The organism is Streptomyces sp. NPDC090021 (genome assembly GCF_044748225.1).
Lineage (GTDB): Bacteria > Actinomycetota > Actinomycetes > Streptomycetales > Streptomycetaceae > Streptomyces.
Genome location: NZ_JBIVFO010000013.1, coordinates 44,846 through 59,202, shown reverse-complemented (window position 1 = coordinate 59,202; position 14,357 = coordinate 44,846). Strand labels below are relative to the sequence as shown.

Here is a 14,357-nt window from a genome sequence, read left to right as displayed (position 1 = left end):
TAGAACCCTTGAGTGCACTCCAAGCAAGTAGGCTCGGCCGCATGGACAGCAAGGAGGCCGTGAGCGGCATGGACAGCCTGCGGATCATCGAGACCTGGCCCGTGGACACCGCCGCGGCGGCCGTCGTACGCGCCGACGGGAGCCTCGCCGGGTCGCACGGGCCCGTCGACCACCGCTTCGCACTGGCGTCGGTCACCAAGCCGCTCGCCTCGTACGCCGCCCTCGTGGCGTACGAGGAAGGGGCGATCGAGCTGGACGAACCGGCCGGGCCCGAGGGGTCGACGGTCCGTCACCTGCTCGCGCACACCAGCGGCCTGGCCTTCGACGAGCACCGCGCGATGGCCGCACCCGGCACCCGCCGGCTGTACTCGAACGCCGGCTTCGAGGAGCTCGGCGACCACATCGCCAAGGCCACCGGCATCCCCTTCGCGGAGTACGTGCACCAGGCCGTCTTCGAGCCGCTGGGCATGGCGTCGACCACCCTGGACGGGTCGCCCGCCAAGGACGGCGTCTCCACCGTCTCCGACCTGCTGCGCTTCGCCGCCGAACTGCAGGCGCCCCGGCTGCTCGACGTCCGGACGGTCGCCGAGGCCACCTCCGTCGTGCACCCCGGACTCAAGGGCGTCCTGCCGGGGTACGGGAGCCAGTCCCCCAACGACTGGGGCCTCGGCATGGAGATCCGCGACGGCAAGTCCCCGCACTGGACGGGCCTGACCTCCTCCCCGCGCGCCTTCGGCCACTTCGGCCAGGCCGGCACCTTCCTGTGGGTGGACCCTGACGCGCGCGCCGCGTGCGTGGCGCTGACGGACCGGCCCTTCGGCCCGTGGGCGGTCGAGGCCTGGACCCCGTTCACCGACGCGGTCCTGACCGAACTGCGCTCCGCTTAGGCGGGCAGTTCCCAGATCAGCAGTTCCCCCGGGGACCCGGCGACGATCTCCAGTCCCTTCTCGGCGGTGATCCGCGCCGAGTCCCCGGGACCCAGCTCCGCCCCGTCCAGGCGCAGGTCCCCGCGTACGACGTGCAGGTACACCCGCTCGGCGGCCGGTACGGCGACCCGCTCACCGGCGCCCGGGCGCCGCACGTGCAGGGCGGCCCCGGCCGCGCCGAGCTCGTAGGGCGTGCCGTCGGGGAGGCCGCGCAGCACCTCGTAGGAGGGGTCGCCGCCCGCGGCGAGCGGCGAGAGCCACATCTGCACGAAGCGCAGCGGCCGGTCGCCGTCGTTGCGCTCGACGTGGCGTGCCCCGGATCCGGCGCTGAGCCGCTGTACGTCCCCCGGCCGGACGAGGCTCTTCGCCCCGGTGCTGTCCTGGTGGGTGAGCTCGCCGTCGATCACCCAGGTGACGATCTCGGTGTGGCTGTGCGGGTGCTCGTCGAAGCCCGCGCCGGCCGCGAGGGTCTCCTCGTTGCAGGCCAGGACGGGACCGAAGCGCAGGTTGTCCGGGTCGTAGAAGGACCCGAAGGAGAAGGCGTGCCGGGTGGTGATCCCGGCGGCCGGGTCCCCTCCCTCGTACCGGTCGGCGCCGCGGCGTACATCAATCATGAGGGCCACGGTAGCCCCAGCCGCGGGACGGGGCCGGGCCCGGACACGGGACCGGACTCGGCGCAGCCCTCCCGATAAGGCAGTCTTGTCCCGTGCCTCAACCCGAACGTGAGCATTCCCCCGCCACACACTCCGCGCATCCCGCTCCCGCGCACCCGCACTCCGCGACGCTGCGCCGTCTGGAGAAGTCCTCCGGCCGGCTCGCCGCCAACGCGATCGCGCGCATGGACGAGACCCTGCCGTGGTACCGGGCGATGCCACCCGAGAACCGCTCGTGGATCGGCCTGGTCGCGCAGGCCGGTATCGCCGCGTTCACCGAGTGGTTCCGGCATCCGGAGACCCCTCAGGCGATCTCCACCGATGTCTTCGGTACGGCTCCGCGCGAGCTGACCCGGGCGATCACCCTGCGCCAGACCGTCGAGATGGTGCGCACCACGATCGAGGTCATGGAGACCGCGATCGAGGAGGTCGCGGCCCCCGGTGACGAGTCGATCCTGCGTGAGGCGCTCCTGGTGTACGCGCGGGAGATCGCCTTCGCGACCGCCCAGGTGTACGCGCAGGCCGCCGAGGCGCGCGGGGCGTGGGACGCCCGGCTGGAGTCCCTGGTCGTCAACGCGGTGCTGTCGGGCGAGGCCGACGAGGGCGCGCTGTCGCGGGCGGCGGCGCTGGGCTGGAACTCCCCGGAGCACGTGTGCGTGGTGCTGGGCACCGCGCCCGAGGGCGACAGCGAGCTGACGGTCGAGGCGATCCGGCGCGCGGCCCGCCACCACAAGCTGCAGGTCCTCACCGGGGTGCTCGGGGACCGTCTGGTCGTGATCGCGGGCGGCAGCGACAACCCGCTGCAGGTGGCGAAGTCCCTGATCGGGCCGTTCGCGGCGGGTCCGGTGGTGGCCGGCCCGGTGGTGGCCGACCTGCTGAACGCGACGAAGTCGGCGCAGGCCGCCGCGGCCGGACTGAAGGCCTGTACGGCGTGGCAGGACGCTCCGCGGCCGGTCCTGGCGGATGATCTCCTGCCGGAACGCGCGATCGCCTCCGATCCGGCAGCCAGGGAACAGCTGGTGGAGGAGATCTACAGACCGCTGGAGGAGGCGGGGTCGGCACTACTGGAGACGTTGAGCGTCTACCTGGAGCAGGCGAGCAGTCTCGAAGGGGCTGCTCGGATGCTGTTCGTACACCCCAATACGGTGCGCTACCGGCTGCGACGTGTGACCGACGTCACCGGATGGTCGCCGTCCGATGTCCGATCGGCGTTCACCCTGCGGATCGCCCTGATTCTGGGGCGTCTGGCCGACGGTGACACCCAGTCCTGACATTTTGTGGGACATCAACAATTACCCCGACGGTTCTTGGTCCCTGTCCCCACGGGCGGCAGGGACCATCCACAAGAGAGAGTGTGAGGGTGCTCGTACTCGTCGCTCCCGGCCAAGGCGCTCAGACGCCCGGCTTCTTGACCCCCTGGCTCGACCTCCCCGGTGCCGCCGACCGCGTCGCCGAGTGGTCGGACGCCATCAAGCTGGACCTCGCCCGCTACGGCACGACGGCCGACGCAGAGGAGATCCGCGACACCGCGGTGGCCCAGCCCCTGCTGGTGGCCGCCGGTCTGCTGTCCGCCTCCGCGCTGGGCTCCACCTCGGCCTTCGGGGCCGTCGCGGGCCACAGCGTCGGTGAGATCACCGCCGCTGCCATCGCCGGCGTACTGCCCGAGAAGGACGCCCTGTCGTTCGTCCGGACCCGCGGGCTGGGCATGGCGGAGGCCGCCGCCGTCACCGAGACGGGCATGGCCGCGGTGCTCGGCGGGGAACCCGCCGTCGTGGTCGCACACCTCGAGAAGCTCGGCCTGACCCCGGCCAACATCAACGGCGCGGGCCAGATCGTGGCCGCCGGCACGATGGAGCAGATCGAAGCCCTGCAGGCCGACAAGCCCGAGGGTTCCATGAAGGTCGTTCCCCTCAAGGTCGCGGGCGCCTTCCACACCCACCACATGGCCCCCGCGGTCGCCGAGCTGGAGAAGGCCGCCGAGGCCCTCTCCCCGGCCGACCCGGCCCTGAAGTACGTCTCGAACAAGGACGGCCTCGTCGTCGCCACGGGCGCCGACGTCGTCGCCCGCCTGGTCGGCCAGGTCGCGAACCCGGTCCGCTGGGACCTGTGCATGGAGACGTTCGCCGAGCTGGGCGTCACGGGGATCATCGAGCTGTCCCCCGGTGGCACCCTGACGGGTCTGGCCAAGCGCGCGCTGAAGGGCGTACCGAGCGTGGCGCTGAAGACCCCGGACGATCTCGAGAAGGCCGCGGCGCTGGTCGCCGAACTGACGGCCTGAGAGAAGGAGCCCACACAGCATGTCCAAGATCAAGCCGGCCAAGGGCTCCCCCTACGCCCGCATCCTCGGTGTCGGCGGCTACCGCCCGACCCGCGTGGTGCCCAACGAGGTCATCCTCGAGACCATCGACTCGTCCGACGAGTGGATCCGTTCCCGCTCCGGCATCGCGACCCGGCACTGGGCCTCGCCCCAGGAGACCGTCGCCGCGATGTCGGTGGAGGCCTCGGGCAAGGCGCTGGCCGACGCCGGTGTCGCCCCCGAGCGGATCGGTGCGGTGATCGTCTCGACGGTCTCGCACTTCAAGCAGACCCCGGCCGTCGCGACCGAGATCGCGCACCGGATCGGCGCGGTCAAGCCCGCCGCCTTCGACATCTCCGCGGGGTGTGCCGGTTTCGGCTACGGCCTGACCCTCGCCAAGGGCATGGTGGTGGAGGGTTCCGCGGAGTACGTCCTCGTCATCGGCGTGGAGCGGCTCTCGGACCTCACCGACCTGGAGGACCGCGCGACGGCCTTCCTGTTCGGCGACGGCGCCGGCGCCGTCGTCGTCGGTCCCTCGGACGAGCCGGCCATCGGCCCCACGGTGTGGGGTTCGGAGGGCGACAAGTCCGACACGATCAAGCAGACCGTGCCGTGGGACGAGTACCTCGGCAAGGACGCCGGAGAGAAGTTCCCGGCCATCACGCAGGAGGGTCAGGCGGTCTTCCGCTGGGCCGTCTTCGAGATGGCCAAGGTGGCCCAGCAGGCGCTCGACGCCGCCGGGATCACCGCGGACGACCTGGACGTCTTCATCCCGCACCAGGCGAACATGCGGATCATCGATTCGATGGTGAAGACTCTGAAGCTGCCGGAGCACGTCACGGTCGCCCGTGACGTGGAGACCACCGGCAACACCTCGGCCGCCTCGATCCCGCTCGCCATGGAGCGGCTCCTGGCGACCGGAGCGGCGAAGAGCGGCGACACCGCGCTCGTCATCGGCTTCGGGGCGGGGCTCGTCTACGCCGCGACGGTCGTTACCCTCCCCTAGGGCCGGGATCCGCATCCCGGTCTGCCTTACCCAGTTACCCAGAGAAGGAGCGCCACATGGCCGCCACGCAGCAGGAGATCGTCGAGGGCCTCGCCGAGATCGTCAACGAGATCGCGGGCATCCCGGTCGAGGACGTCGAGATCGACAAGTCCTTCACCGACGACCTGGACGTCGACTCCCTGTCCATGGTCGAGGTCGTCGTCGCCGCCGAAGAGCGCTTCGACGTCAAGATCCCGGACGAGGACGTCAAGAACCTCAAGACGGTCGGCGACGCCGCGGACTACATCCTGAAGCACCAGGCCTGAGCCTGACGAGCGTTTGTCGCCACCTGGCGGTGGCGCCGTGACAATTCAGCACCCTCTGAGACGTGGAGAAAGAATTCCTGTGAGCCCGACCAATCGCACCGTGGTCGTCACCGGTATCGGCGCAACCACTCCGCTGGGTGGCGACAGCGCTTCGACCTGGGAAGGTCTGCTCGCCGGCCGTTCCGGCGTCAAGCCCCTGGAGGGCGAGCGCTTCGCCGAACTCCCGGTACGGATCGCCGCCCCGGTCGCCGTGGACCCGAGTGAGGTCCTGCCCCGGCCGCTGGCCCGCAAGCTGGACCGCTCGGCGCAGTTCGCCGTCATCGCGGCCCGCGAGGCGTGGGCCGACGCCGGTTACACCGCCCCGGCGGGCGAGGACGAGTCCATCGCGCCCGACCGCCTGGGCACCGTGATCGCCTCCGGTATCGGTGGTGTCACCACTCTGCTCGACCAGTACGACGTACTGAAGGAAAAGGGTGTGCGCCGGGTCTCCCCGCACACCGTCCCCATGCTCATGCCGAACGGCCCGTCGGCCAACGTAGGCCTTGAGGTCAACGCCCAGGCGGGTGTGCACACCCCGGTCAGCGCCTGCGCGTCCGGCGCCGAGGCCATCGGTTACGCCGTCGAGATGATCCGTACCGGCCGCGCCGACGTGGTCGTCGCGGGCGGCACCGAGGCGGCGATCCACCCGCTGCCGATCGCCGCCTTCGCCAACATGATGGCGATGTCGAAGAACAACGAGAGCCCGCAGACGGCCTCCCGTCCGTACGACAAGGCCCGTGACGGCTTCGTCCTGGGCGAGGGCGCGGGCGTCGTCGTCCTGGAGTCCGCCGAGCACGCCGCGGGGCGCGGCGCCCGGGTCTACTGCGAGGTGCTGGGCCAGGGTCTGTCCGCGGACAGCCACCACATCGCGCAGCCCGAGCCGACCGGCCGCGGTGTCGCGGCCGCGGTGCAGAACCTGCTCGACAACACGGGTCTCGACCCGGCCGAGCTGGTCCACGTCAACGCGCACGCCACGTCCACCCCGCAGGGTGACACGGCCGAGATCAAGGCCCTGCGCAAGGTCCTGGGCGACGACCTCGACCACATCGCGATCTCCGCGACCAAGTCGATGACCGGTCACCTGCTGGGCGGCGCGGGCGGCATCGAGACCGTCGCGACCGTGCTGGCGCTGTACCACCGCGTGGCCCCGCCGACGATCAACGTCGACGCGCTCGACGACGACATCGACGCGGACATCGTCGTGGGCGAGCCGCGCAAGCTGCCGGCCGACGGCCCGATCTCCGCGATCAACAACTCCTTCGGCTTCGGCGGCCACAACGTCACCCTGGCGTTCCGCAGCGTCTGAACCGGTTCCATGTGAAGGGGCCCCGCACGGCAGTCGCCGTGCGGGGCCCCTTCACATGTACGGAACGCCTCCCGGCTCAGACGACCTGGTGGAGCCAGCGGACGGGTGCGCCTTCGCCCGCGTAGCGGAAGGGCTCCAGTTCGTCGTCCCAGGGTTTGCCGAGCAGTTTGGAGATCTCCGCCTCCAGGTCGGTCTCGCCGCGCACGGAGCGGGCCAGCGCGGCGCGCAGCCGGTCCTCCGGGATCAGGATGTCGCCGTGCAGACCGGTGACGGCGTGGAAGATGCCCAGCTCCGGCGTGGAGCTGTAGCGCTCCCCCTCGGCGGTCGGGCAGGGCTCCGCGGTCACCTCGAAGCGCAGCAGGTGCCAGCCGCGCAGGGCGGAGGCGAGCTTCGAGGCGGTGCCCGCCTCGGCCTGCCAGGAGAACTCGGCTCTCCAGGTGCCCGGGGAGGCGGGCTGCCTGATCCAGTCGAGGTTCACCCGCACCCCGAGCACGCCCGCTACGGCCCATTCCACGTGCGGGCAGAGCGCGCGCGGTGCGGAATGCACGTACAGAACTCCACGTGTCGTCACCGGGACCTCCAGTGGTGGACGAGGTCGGGAATAAAACTCCAGAAAACAGACAGTTTGTGACGTGATGTAATGTAACGGAAATTATTTGACATTGCGCTACGGGACCTGCGGCCGAAACGCCACGGGAAAAAGTTACCGTGCGCCAGGGGTCCAGGTGTGACGTACGGTCACTCCAGCGCCGGTAAACACGGAGCTTTCACTCAGCAGGACCCCCCGGACGACGCGGGGTCGACAAGGAGGGGTCCTTCCCATGCGCACCACCCCCGCCCGGCGCCGGGCGCGCCGTGCTCTCGCGGGCGCGGGCGCGGTGGTCGCGCTGCTGACCGGGACCCTGACCGGGTGTCAGTCGGGCGGGCAGGCCGGCCCGGGCGAGCGCGGGTCACAGTCGGCGCCGCGCTGGAACACGGCGCCCACCTCGATCGCGGCCGCCGGTGACTCCATCACCCGCGGTTTCGACGCCTGTTCGGTCCTCGCGGACTGCCCCGAGGTCTCCTGGGCCACGGGCAACGACCCCTCCGTCCGCTCCCTCGCCGCCCGGCTGCTCGGGGACGCCGCGGTGCCCGAGCGCAGCTGGAACTACGCGGTGACGGGCTCGCGGATGGCGGACCTGCCGGGCCAGCTGACGGCGGCCGCCGCGCACAAGCCCGACCTGGTCACGGTGATGGTGGGCTCGAACGACGCCTGCCGGCCCACCGCTTCGTCGATGACCCCGGTGGCGGAGTTCCGGTCCGGTTTCGAGCAGGCCCTGGCCCGGCTGCGGGCCGCCTCCCCGACCTCCCAGGTGTACGTCTCCAGCGTGCCCGACCTGCAGCGGCTGTGGGAGCAGGGCAAGGACCTGCCGATGGTGCGGCAGGTCTGGAAGCTGGGCATCTGCCAGTCGATGCTCGCCGATCCGCTGTCGCTGGCCACGGGGGCCACCGCCCGGCGCGAACAGGTGCGGGCGCGGGTGGTCGAGTACAACGAGGTGCTGCGCGAGGTCTGCGGGAAGGACGCGCTGTGCCGCTACGACGGCGGCGCGGTCTTCCGGTACCCCTTCGCGGCGGAGCAGTTGAGCCGCTGGGACTGGTTCCACCCGGGCAAGGACGGGCAGGCGCGGCTGGCGGAACTGGCGCACCGCCAGGTGACGGCCGCCGAACCGCCGCGTTGACGCCGCAGCGCGCGGAGGGCCCGGAGGCGGAAGGCCCGGAGGCGAAGGGCCCGGAGGCGGAAGGTCCGGGGGCGGGTGTCAGGTCCCGCCCCCGGACCGGCTTTCAGGGGTGGTTTCCGGCCATACGGTGTGTCACGCGATGTCGAGCGTGGCGGTCAGCCGGGTGTCGCCGTGCGCGTGGCTCGCGCGGACCTCGTAGGAGCCGCCGATCCGCCGCCGGGCACCGGCCTCCTCGTCCCAGATCTCGAAGGCCCGGGCGGGCAGCGGGATCTCGGTCTCGACGCTCTCGCCGGGACCCGCGGTGACGCTCGCGAAGGCCGCCAGCCAGCTCGCCGGCCGCTCCACGGTGTCCTCCAGGGGCGCCAGGTAGACCTGGACGACCTCGCTGCCCGGCCGGGTGCCGGTGTTGGTGAGGCGGACCCGCACGGCGTCGGCCGTGGCCTCCAGGGACTCGTACGTCCAGTCGGTGTAGCCGAGGCCGTGCCCGAAGGGGTAGGCGGGGACGACACCGTGCTTCTCGTAGGCCCGGTAGCCGATGAAGAGGCCCTCGCCGTACTCCAGGCGCCCGTCGGTGGGCACGACCCCGGTGACGGGCGCGTCCGCGAACCGCGCGGGCCAGGTGGTGGGCAGCCGCCCGCCCGGCTCCTCCTCCCCGAGGAGTACGTCGGCCAGCGCGGCCCCGCCCTCCTGCCCGGGGAACCAGGTCAGCAGCACGGCGGCGACGTCCTCGCGCCACGGGAGCTCCACCGGGGATCCGGCGTTGACGACGACCACGGTGTTCGGGTTGACGGCGGCCACCGCACGCACCAGGTCGTCCTGGCGGCCCGGAAGGGCGAGGTCGCTCCGGTCGAAGCCCTCGGACTCCACGCGCTCGGTGGTGGCGACGACCACGACGGCGGTGTCGGCGGCGCGGGCGGCCGCGACCGCCTCGGCGATCAGCTCGTCGGGGTCGCGCCGCGGACCGAGGTGGAGCAGCGAGAACATGACGGCCCGCATCGGGAGCCCGCTCGTGTCGGGGACCCGGTAGGTCAGCGACACCTCGACGGGCTCGCCCGCGGTGAGGGTGACGCCGCCCCGGACGCTGGGCGCCCCGAAGAAGGCCTCGAAGGGGTCGGCCTCGTCGCCCATCTCCTGGACGCCGCTCCACAGCGGACGTCCGTCGACGGAGAGGGAGAAGGCGCCGAGTCCGCGGGTGCCGAAGGCGTGCTCGCCGCTCTCGCGCGGTACGAACGTACCGCGGACCTCGATGCTCGCCATGGTCTCGTAGGTGGCGCCCGCGGGCAGGTCGTCGCCGATCCACTGCACCTGGCCGGTGGGCAGGGCGCCCTGGCCGAGGACCGCGCCGGAGGCGTCGCGGCACACGGCGACGAGCTCGAAGCCCTTGTCCGCGGGGGTGGGCTCCTCGGAGGGATCGGCGCCGACGGCGTAGGTGAGGGTCCCGTCCGCAAGGGCCGCGGCCAGGCCGTCGAGCGGGGAGACGATCCGTTCGGGGAAGACGGTGGCGCTGCCGCCGCCGAGCACCCGGGCGTCGCGCGCGGCGGCCCCGAGGAGGGCGACGGTGCGGCCGGCGGAGGCGTCCAGCGGCAGGGCGCCGTCCTCGTTGCGCACGAGGACGAAGCCGCGGGCGGCGAGCTCACGGGCCAGCGCCTGGCCGTCGACCGGGGCGGGCGGGGTCTCCACAACCGCGGGGGCGCCGTCGAGGGCCCCGACGCGGGCGGCGAGGCGCAGGACGTTGCGCACGGCGTCGTCGACGGCGGACTCGGGGACCTCCCCGGCGCGGACGGCCTCGGCGAGGGCGGGTCCGTAGACGGTGGTCGGGCCGGGCATGGCCACGTCCAGTCCGCCCAGGATGTCGCCGGCGGTGGAGCGGGCGGCCGTCCAGTCGGAGACGTTGCAGCCGTCGAAGCCCCACTCGCCGCGCAGGACCTCGTTCACCAGGTGGTGGTGTTCGGTCATCGTCGTGCCGTTGACCTGGTTGTAGGCGGTCATGATGCCCCACGGGTGGGCGTTCTCGACGATGGCTTCGAAGGGGGCCAGGTACAGCTCGCGCAGCGGGCGCGGGGCGATGACGCTGTCGACGGTGAACCGGTCGGTCTCGGCGTCGTTGCCGACGAAGTGCTTGACCGTGGTCCCGACGCCGCCGTCCTGGACGCCGCTCACGTAGCCGCTGCCGATGGCGCCGGTGAGGTACGGGTCCTCGGAGTAGCACTCGAAGTGCCGGCCGCCGAGCGGCGAGCGGTGCAGGTTGACGGTCGGCGCGAGCAGGACGTGGACGCCCTTGCGGCGGGCCTCCTGGGCGAGGAGCCGGCCGGCGCGGCGGGCCAGATCCGGGTCCCAGGTGGCTGCGAGGGACGTCGGGGAGGGCAGGGCGACGGACGGGTCGTCGGCGGTCCAGCGCACGCCGCGCACCCCGACGGGGCCGTCGGACATGACCAGGGAGCGCAGCCCGATGGCGGGGAGCGCGGGCAGGGACCACATGTCCTGGCCGGCCAGGAGCAGGGCCTTGGTGTCGAGGTCGAGCTTGTCGAGCGCCGCCTCCACGGCGTCTTCCCGGATCTGATCGCGGACCTGATCGGCATCGGTCACGGCCGAGCCTCCTCGTCGAGAGCGGTGCGGTTGCGCGGTGCGGCGCGGTGCGGGTGCCCCCATCGTGAACCCGTTGCCTGTTGAACGGTAGGGTTTGTTATTCTTTCGTGATATTCGAATGCCGTACCGTCCTTCTACGGTCCTGCGGGCGGGAGTGGACGGAAGGAGTGCCATGGCGATGGCCAGGGCGAGGAGCGAGGAGCGCCGCGGGGAGATCGTCCGCGCGGCCGTCGAGGTGATCGCGGAACGCGGCTACCGGGGGGCGTCCCTGGGCACGGTCGCGGAGCGCGTGGGCCTGACCCAGCAGGGGCTGCTGCACTACTTCCCCACCAAGGAGGCGCTGCTCGTCGCGGTGCTGGAGGAGCGCGACCGGTGGGACACCGGCGGCGGCTCGCGCGCGGCGGCGGACACCTGGCGACTGGACCTGCTGGCCTCGCTGGTGGACTACAACGCGATGCGTCCGGGCATCGTGCAGACCTTCTCGGCACTGCTGGGCGAGAGCGTCACGGACGGGCACCCGGCCCGGGAGTTCTTCACCGAGCGCTACACCCAGGTCCGCGCGGAGATGGCGGCGGTGCTGCGCGCCGAGTTCGGCGACCGCCTGCCCTCGGGCCTCACCCCGGAACAGGCGGCGCCGCTGCTGACGGCGGTCATGGACGGCCTCCAGTACCAGTGGCTGCTGGACCCGGAGACCGTGGACATGCCCGCCGCCTTCCGCGCCTTCCTGGCCCTGCTGCGGGGCCCGGAGGCATAGCCGGCGCGGGCGCCGCAGGCGTCGTTCTAGTCGACCTGGAGCTCGCCCATCCGGCTCCAGCCGGTCGCACCCTCGATGGTGGTGCTGACAATCTCGGGCGTACGGGTCACCATCGGCCGCATGGTCTCCAGCGCGGCTCGGAAGTGCTCGGAGGTGACGTGCGCTTCGGCGGCGTCGTCCTGGAAGGCCTCGACCAGCACGTAGGTGTCCGGCTCCTCCAGGCTGCGCGACCACTCGAACCAGAGGTTCCCCGGTTCGGCGCGGGTGGCTCGGGTGAACGGCGCGACCTTGTCGGGCCATGCGTCGACGTATTCGGGCTTGACGGGGAATTTCACCACAATGAAGATCACACAGGCATTTTATGCAGGGCCCTGCTGACCCTGCTGCAGGAGGCCGCGGACGGGTTGGCATCCTGAGCCGGTGAAGATCGCCGCCGCACAGATGACGTGCGTCCCCGCCGATGTCCGCGCGAACGCCGCCCGGGCCGCCGCCCTCGCCCTGACGGCCCGTGAGCAGGGCGCGGCGCTGGTGGTGTTCCCCGAGCTGACGCTCACCGGCTACGAAATCGACGCGCTCGCCGCAGACCCCGGGCTGTGGACCGGAGCGGACGACCCCCGGCTGGACCCGCTGCGCGCCGCCGGAATCGCCACCGCGGTCAACGTGGCCCTGCCCGGCGACGGGCCACGGCCCGCCATCGCGACAGTGGTCCACGGCGCGGACGGCACGCACCTGACGACGTACCGCAAGCAGCACCTGTTCCGGCACGAGCAGGACCTCTTCGAGCCCGGCACGGGCGACGGGTGCTTCGAGCTCCTCGGGGTCCGCTTCTCACTGGGCGTCTGCTACGACAACCACTTCCCCGAACTGCCCGGCCGGGGCGCGGCCGCCGGCTGCCGGGTCCACCTGGCCGGCTCCCTGTACGGAACCGGCGACGGGATCCACGAGCGCGCCACCGTGTACCCGGGCATCGCGGAAAGGCACGGCCTGTACGTCGTCCTCGCCAACCACGTCGGCCCGGCGGGCCCGTGGACCGGCTGCGGCCGCTCGGCCGTGTGGGCCCCGGGCGGCGCGCTGCTCGCCGAGGCCGACGACCGCACCCCGTCGGTGGTGACCGCCGAGATCGGCCCCGCCCTCTGACGGGGCCTCGGACGGGACGGGCGGAGCCGGACGGGTGCGTCAGACGGGCTCGGGGACCCGCGAGTGGCTGCCCGTACGGGAGCTGCCCGGGGCCGGGAGCCGCCCGGCCTCGTCCCTGCGGTCCGGGAGCAGGGCGGGCAGCACGACGGCGCAGGCCGCCACCGCGTACAGGCAGCTCCAGAAGACCCACCCGCCGGGCGGGGCCCAGTGCGCGGAGGTCGCCACCCACGATCCCCCGGTGCCGACGGCGAACCGGCGCAGCGTCCAGTAGAAGGCCGCCGCGTCGGCCAGGACGAGGGCGACGACGGAGAAGCCGACCAGCCGCCGCCAGGGCAGGCCGCGCTCGGGGGCCCGCGTGGCGCAGACGGCCACGGCCATCAGCGGCAGGCCGACGGCGAAGGGCAGCAGGTAGCGGCCCTGCCACACCATGCCGATCCGCTCCGCCTGCGAGGCCTGCGCGACCACCGGCACCATCACGACGGCCACCAGCATGCCCAGCAGGGCCACGACGTCGCGGGCCCGGCCGTGGACGAGCGCCAGCACGACGACGGTGGCGAGCACGGCCATCCACACCAGGTACATGAAGGCCGGGGCGGGGGTGTCGAGCCAGCCGAAGAAGCCGAGCATCTGCTTGATGTAGACCTCGGTGTTGCCGAGGGTCCGCTTCGCGGCCACGCCCGTGGTCAGCGAGTCAGGGATGTCGATCTTCGAGTTGTCGGGGTGCTTCGCCGCCCAGAGCAGCGCACCGGCCGTCGCCAGGCCCAGCAGGGCCGTCCAGAGCCACAGGGCCTTGCGGCGCAGCACCTGTCCCAGCAGCCCGCGCCGCTGGGTCAGCAGCAGGCAGAAGACGACCGCCCCGCCGAACCAGATCAGTCCGAGCGGCCGGATGTTGATCAGCACCAGGCCGCCGATGCCGAGCCGGGCCAGTCTGCGGTTGAGCAGCACGGGGTCGGGCGACAGGACGACCGACAGCAGGGCCGTCCACACCAGGATTCCGGCGGCGATCTCGCCGCCGCTGGGGTTGACCATGCCGGACATGTAGAGCGTCATCGGAGTGGCCGCGGCGAACACCCCGAGCATCGCCAGTGAGCGCCGCCGCCATTCGGCGGCCGTGACCACCGCGCTCGCCAGCAGGGCCGAGCAGAGCAGCGCCGACATGAAGCGCATGAGGTACAGCCCCTTGGGGCCGTCGACCAGCAGGCTCGGCCAGCCGGTCACCAGGTAGTAGCCCGGGTGGTAGCGGCCGGCCGCCGTGGTGGCCTGCGCGGTCTTCTCGGAGTTGCCGAGCGAGGGCGCGCAGGACGCGGGCTGCTGCTCCTTCCACGAGTAGCACTCATGGACCGTGGGCAGGTTCCGGTACCACTCGGGGAGTTGCACGCCGGTCTCGGCGAAGTGCCCCTCGATGCCCGCGACCGTGTGCGGGACCATCACCTCGGTGCCGCCGATCTGGCCACGGGCGACGGCGGCGGCACGGATGAAGTGGGCGTGCTCGTCGGGGGAGCTTCCGAGCGGGCTGGCGGCCGCCCACGAACCCGTGAGCGTGAAGAACAGCGCGAACGAGATCAGCCAGAGCCGTTTGGGGGTCCTGGCCGACCAGTCGGCGAGTCGCGTCAGTGCGGAAGTCATCGGTC

14 protein-coding genes are annotated in these 14,357 nt (G+C 72.2%); 9 read left to right on the top strand and 5 right to left on the bottom strand.

Features of this window, described 5'->3' with window-relative positions; translation table 11 throughout:
• Positions 1 to 68: 68 nt before the first annotated feature.
• Positions 69 to 887, top strand: a complete 819-nt coding sequence (locus ACIPXC_RS12705; protein WP_401616442.1) for a serine hydrolase domain-containing protein — start codon at positions 69 to 71, stop codon at positions 885 to 887.
• On the opposite strand, the gene ACIPXC_RS12700 is transcribed toward ACIPXC_RS12705, so the two are convergent.
• Positions 884 to 1,540: a pirin family protein gene (locus ACIPXC_RS12700; protein ID WP_401616247.1), complete on the bottom strand. Its 657-nt coding sequence runs from the start codon at positions 1,538 to 1,540 to the stop codon at positions 884 to 886. The genes ACIPXC_RS12705 and ACIPXC_RS12700 overlap by 4 nt on opposite strands.
• A 92-nt stretch (positions 1,541 to 1,632) precedes the next feature.
• Between ACIPXC_RS12700 and ACIPXC_RS12695 the strand changes: the two genes are divergently transcribed.
• From ACIPXC_RS12695 to fabF, 5 genes are all read left to right on the top strand, one after another.
• A complete protein-coding gene (locus ACIPXC_RS12695) occupies positions 1,633 to 2,850 on the top strand; it encodes a PucR family transcriptional regulator (protein WP_401616245.1) in 1,218 nt (405 codons plus the stop codon).
• Positions 2,851 to 2,939: 89 nt separating this feature from the next.
• Complete coding sequence (locus ACIPXC_RS12690) at positions 2,940 to 3,857, top strand: ACP S-malonyltransferase (RefSeq protein ID WP_046775015.1); 918 nt, start codon at positions 2,940 to 2,942, stop codon at positions 3,855 to 3,857.
• 19 nt (positions 3,858 to 3,876) lie between these two features.
• Entirely contained in the window at positions 3,877 to 4,881 is a 1,005-nt protein-coding gene (locus ACIPXC_RS12685; RefSeq protein ID WP_183065226.1) for a ketoacyl-ACP synthase III, read from the top strand.
• 56 nt (positions 4,882 to 4,937) lie between these two features.
• Positions 4,938 to 5,186 (top strand): acyl carrier protein, encoded by a 249-nt coding sequence (locus ACIPXC_RS12680; RefSeq protein WP_030657054.1) that lies wholly within the window; start codon positions 4,938 to 4,940, stop codon positions 5,184 to 5,186.
• Between the two features lie 79 nt (positions 5,187 to 5,265).
• Complete coding sequence (gene fabF / locus ACIPXC_RS12675; RefSeq protein ID WP_401616243.1) at positions 5,266 to 6,531, top strand: beta-ketoacyl-ACP synthase II; 1,266 nt, start codon at positions 5,266 to 5,268, stop codon at positions 6,529 to 6,531.
• Positions 6,532 to 6,607: 76 nt separating this feature from the next.
• Here the strand turns inward: fabF and ACIPXC_RS12670 are convergent, their stop codons facing one another.
• The gene (locus ACIPXC_RS12670; protein ID WP_046775012.1) at positions 6,608 to 7,102 is read right to left on the bottom strand and encodes a DUF3145 domain-containing protein; all 495 of its coding nucleotides are present in this window, start codon (positions 7,100 to 7,102) and stop codon (positions 6,608 to 6,610) included.
• 250 nt (positions 7,103 to 7,352) lie between these two features.
• Between ACIPXC_RS12670 and ACIPXC_RS12665 the strand changes: the two genes are divergently transcribed.
• Positions 7,353 to 8,249 (top strand): SGNH/GDSL hydrolase family protein, encoded by an 897-nt coding sequence (locus ACIPXC_RS12665; RefSeq protein WP_401616242.1) that lies wholly within the window; start codon positions 7,353 to 7,355, stop codon positions 8,247 to 8,249.
• A gap of 132 nt (positions 8,250 to 8,381) precedes the next feature.
• On the opposite strand, the gene ACIPXC_RS12660 is transcribed toward ACIPXC_RS12665, so the two are convergent.
• Positions 8,382 to 10,835: a glycoside hydrolase family 3 protein gene (locus ACIPXC_RS12660; protein ID WP_401616240.1), complete on the bottom strand. Its 2,454-nt coding sequence runs from the start codon at positions 10,833 to 10,835 to the stop codon at positions 8,382 to 8,384.
• Positions 10,836 to 11,013: 178 nt separating this feature from the next.
• Between ACIPXC_RS12660 and ACIPXC_RS12655 the strand changes: the two genes are divergently transcribed.
• Positions 11,014 to 11,589, top strand: coding sequence for a TetR/AcrR family transcriptional regulator (locus ACIPXC_RS12655; protein WP_401616440.1), 576 nt, complete (start codon positions 11,014 to 11,016; stop codon positions 11,587 to 11,589).
• Positions 11,590 to 11,615: 26 nt separating this feature from the next.
• On the opposite strand, the gene ACIPXC_RS12650 is transcribed toward ACIPXC_RS12655, so the two are convergent.
• Positions 11,616 to 11,939 (bottom strand): putative quinol monooxygenase, encoded by a 324-nt coding sequence (locus ACIPXC_RS12650; protein WP_183065230.1) that lies wholly within the window; start codon positions 11,937 to 11,939, stop codon positions 11,616 to 11,618.
• Between the two features lie 70 nt (positions 11,940 to 12,009).
• Between ACIPXC_RS12650 and ACIPXC_RS12645 the strand changes: the two genes are divergently transcribed.
• Complete coding sequence (locus ACIPXC_RS12645) at positions 12,010 to 12,726, top strand: carbon-nitrogen hydrolase family protein (RefSeq protein WP_401616238.1); 717 nt, start codon at positions 12,010 to 12,012, stop codon at positions 12,724 to 12,726.
• A gap of 39 nt (positions 12,727 to 12,765) precedes the next feature.
• On the opposite strand, the gene ACIPXC_RS12640 is transcribed toward ACIPXC_RS12645, so the two are convergent.
• The gene (locus ACIPXC_RS12640) at positions 12,766 to 14,352 is read right to left on the bottom strand and encodes a DUF2142 domain-containing protein (protein ID WP_401616236.1); all 1,587 of its coding nucleotides are present in this window, start codon (positions 14,350 to 14,352) and stop codon (positions 12,766 to 12,768) included.
• Positions 14,353 to 14,357 lie beyond the last annotated feature (5 nt).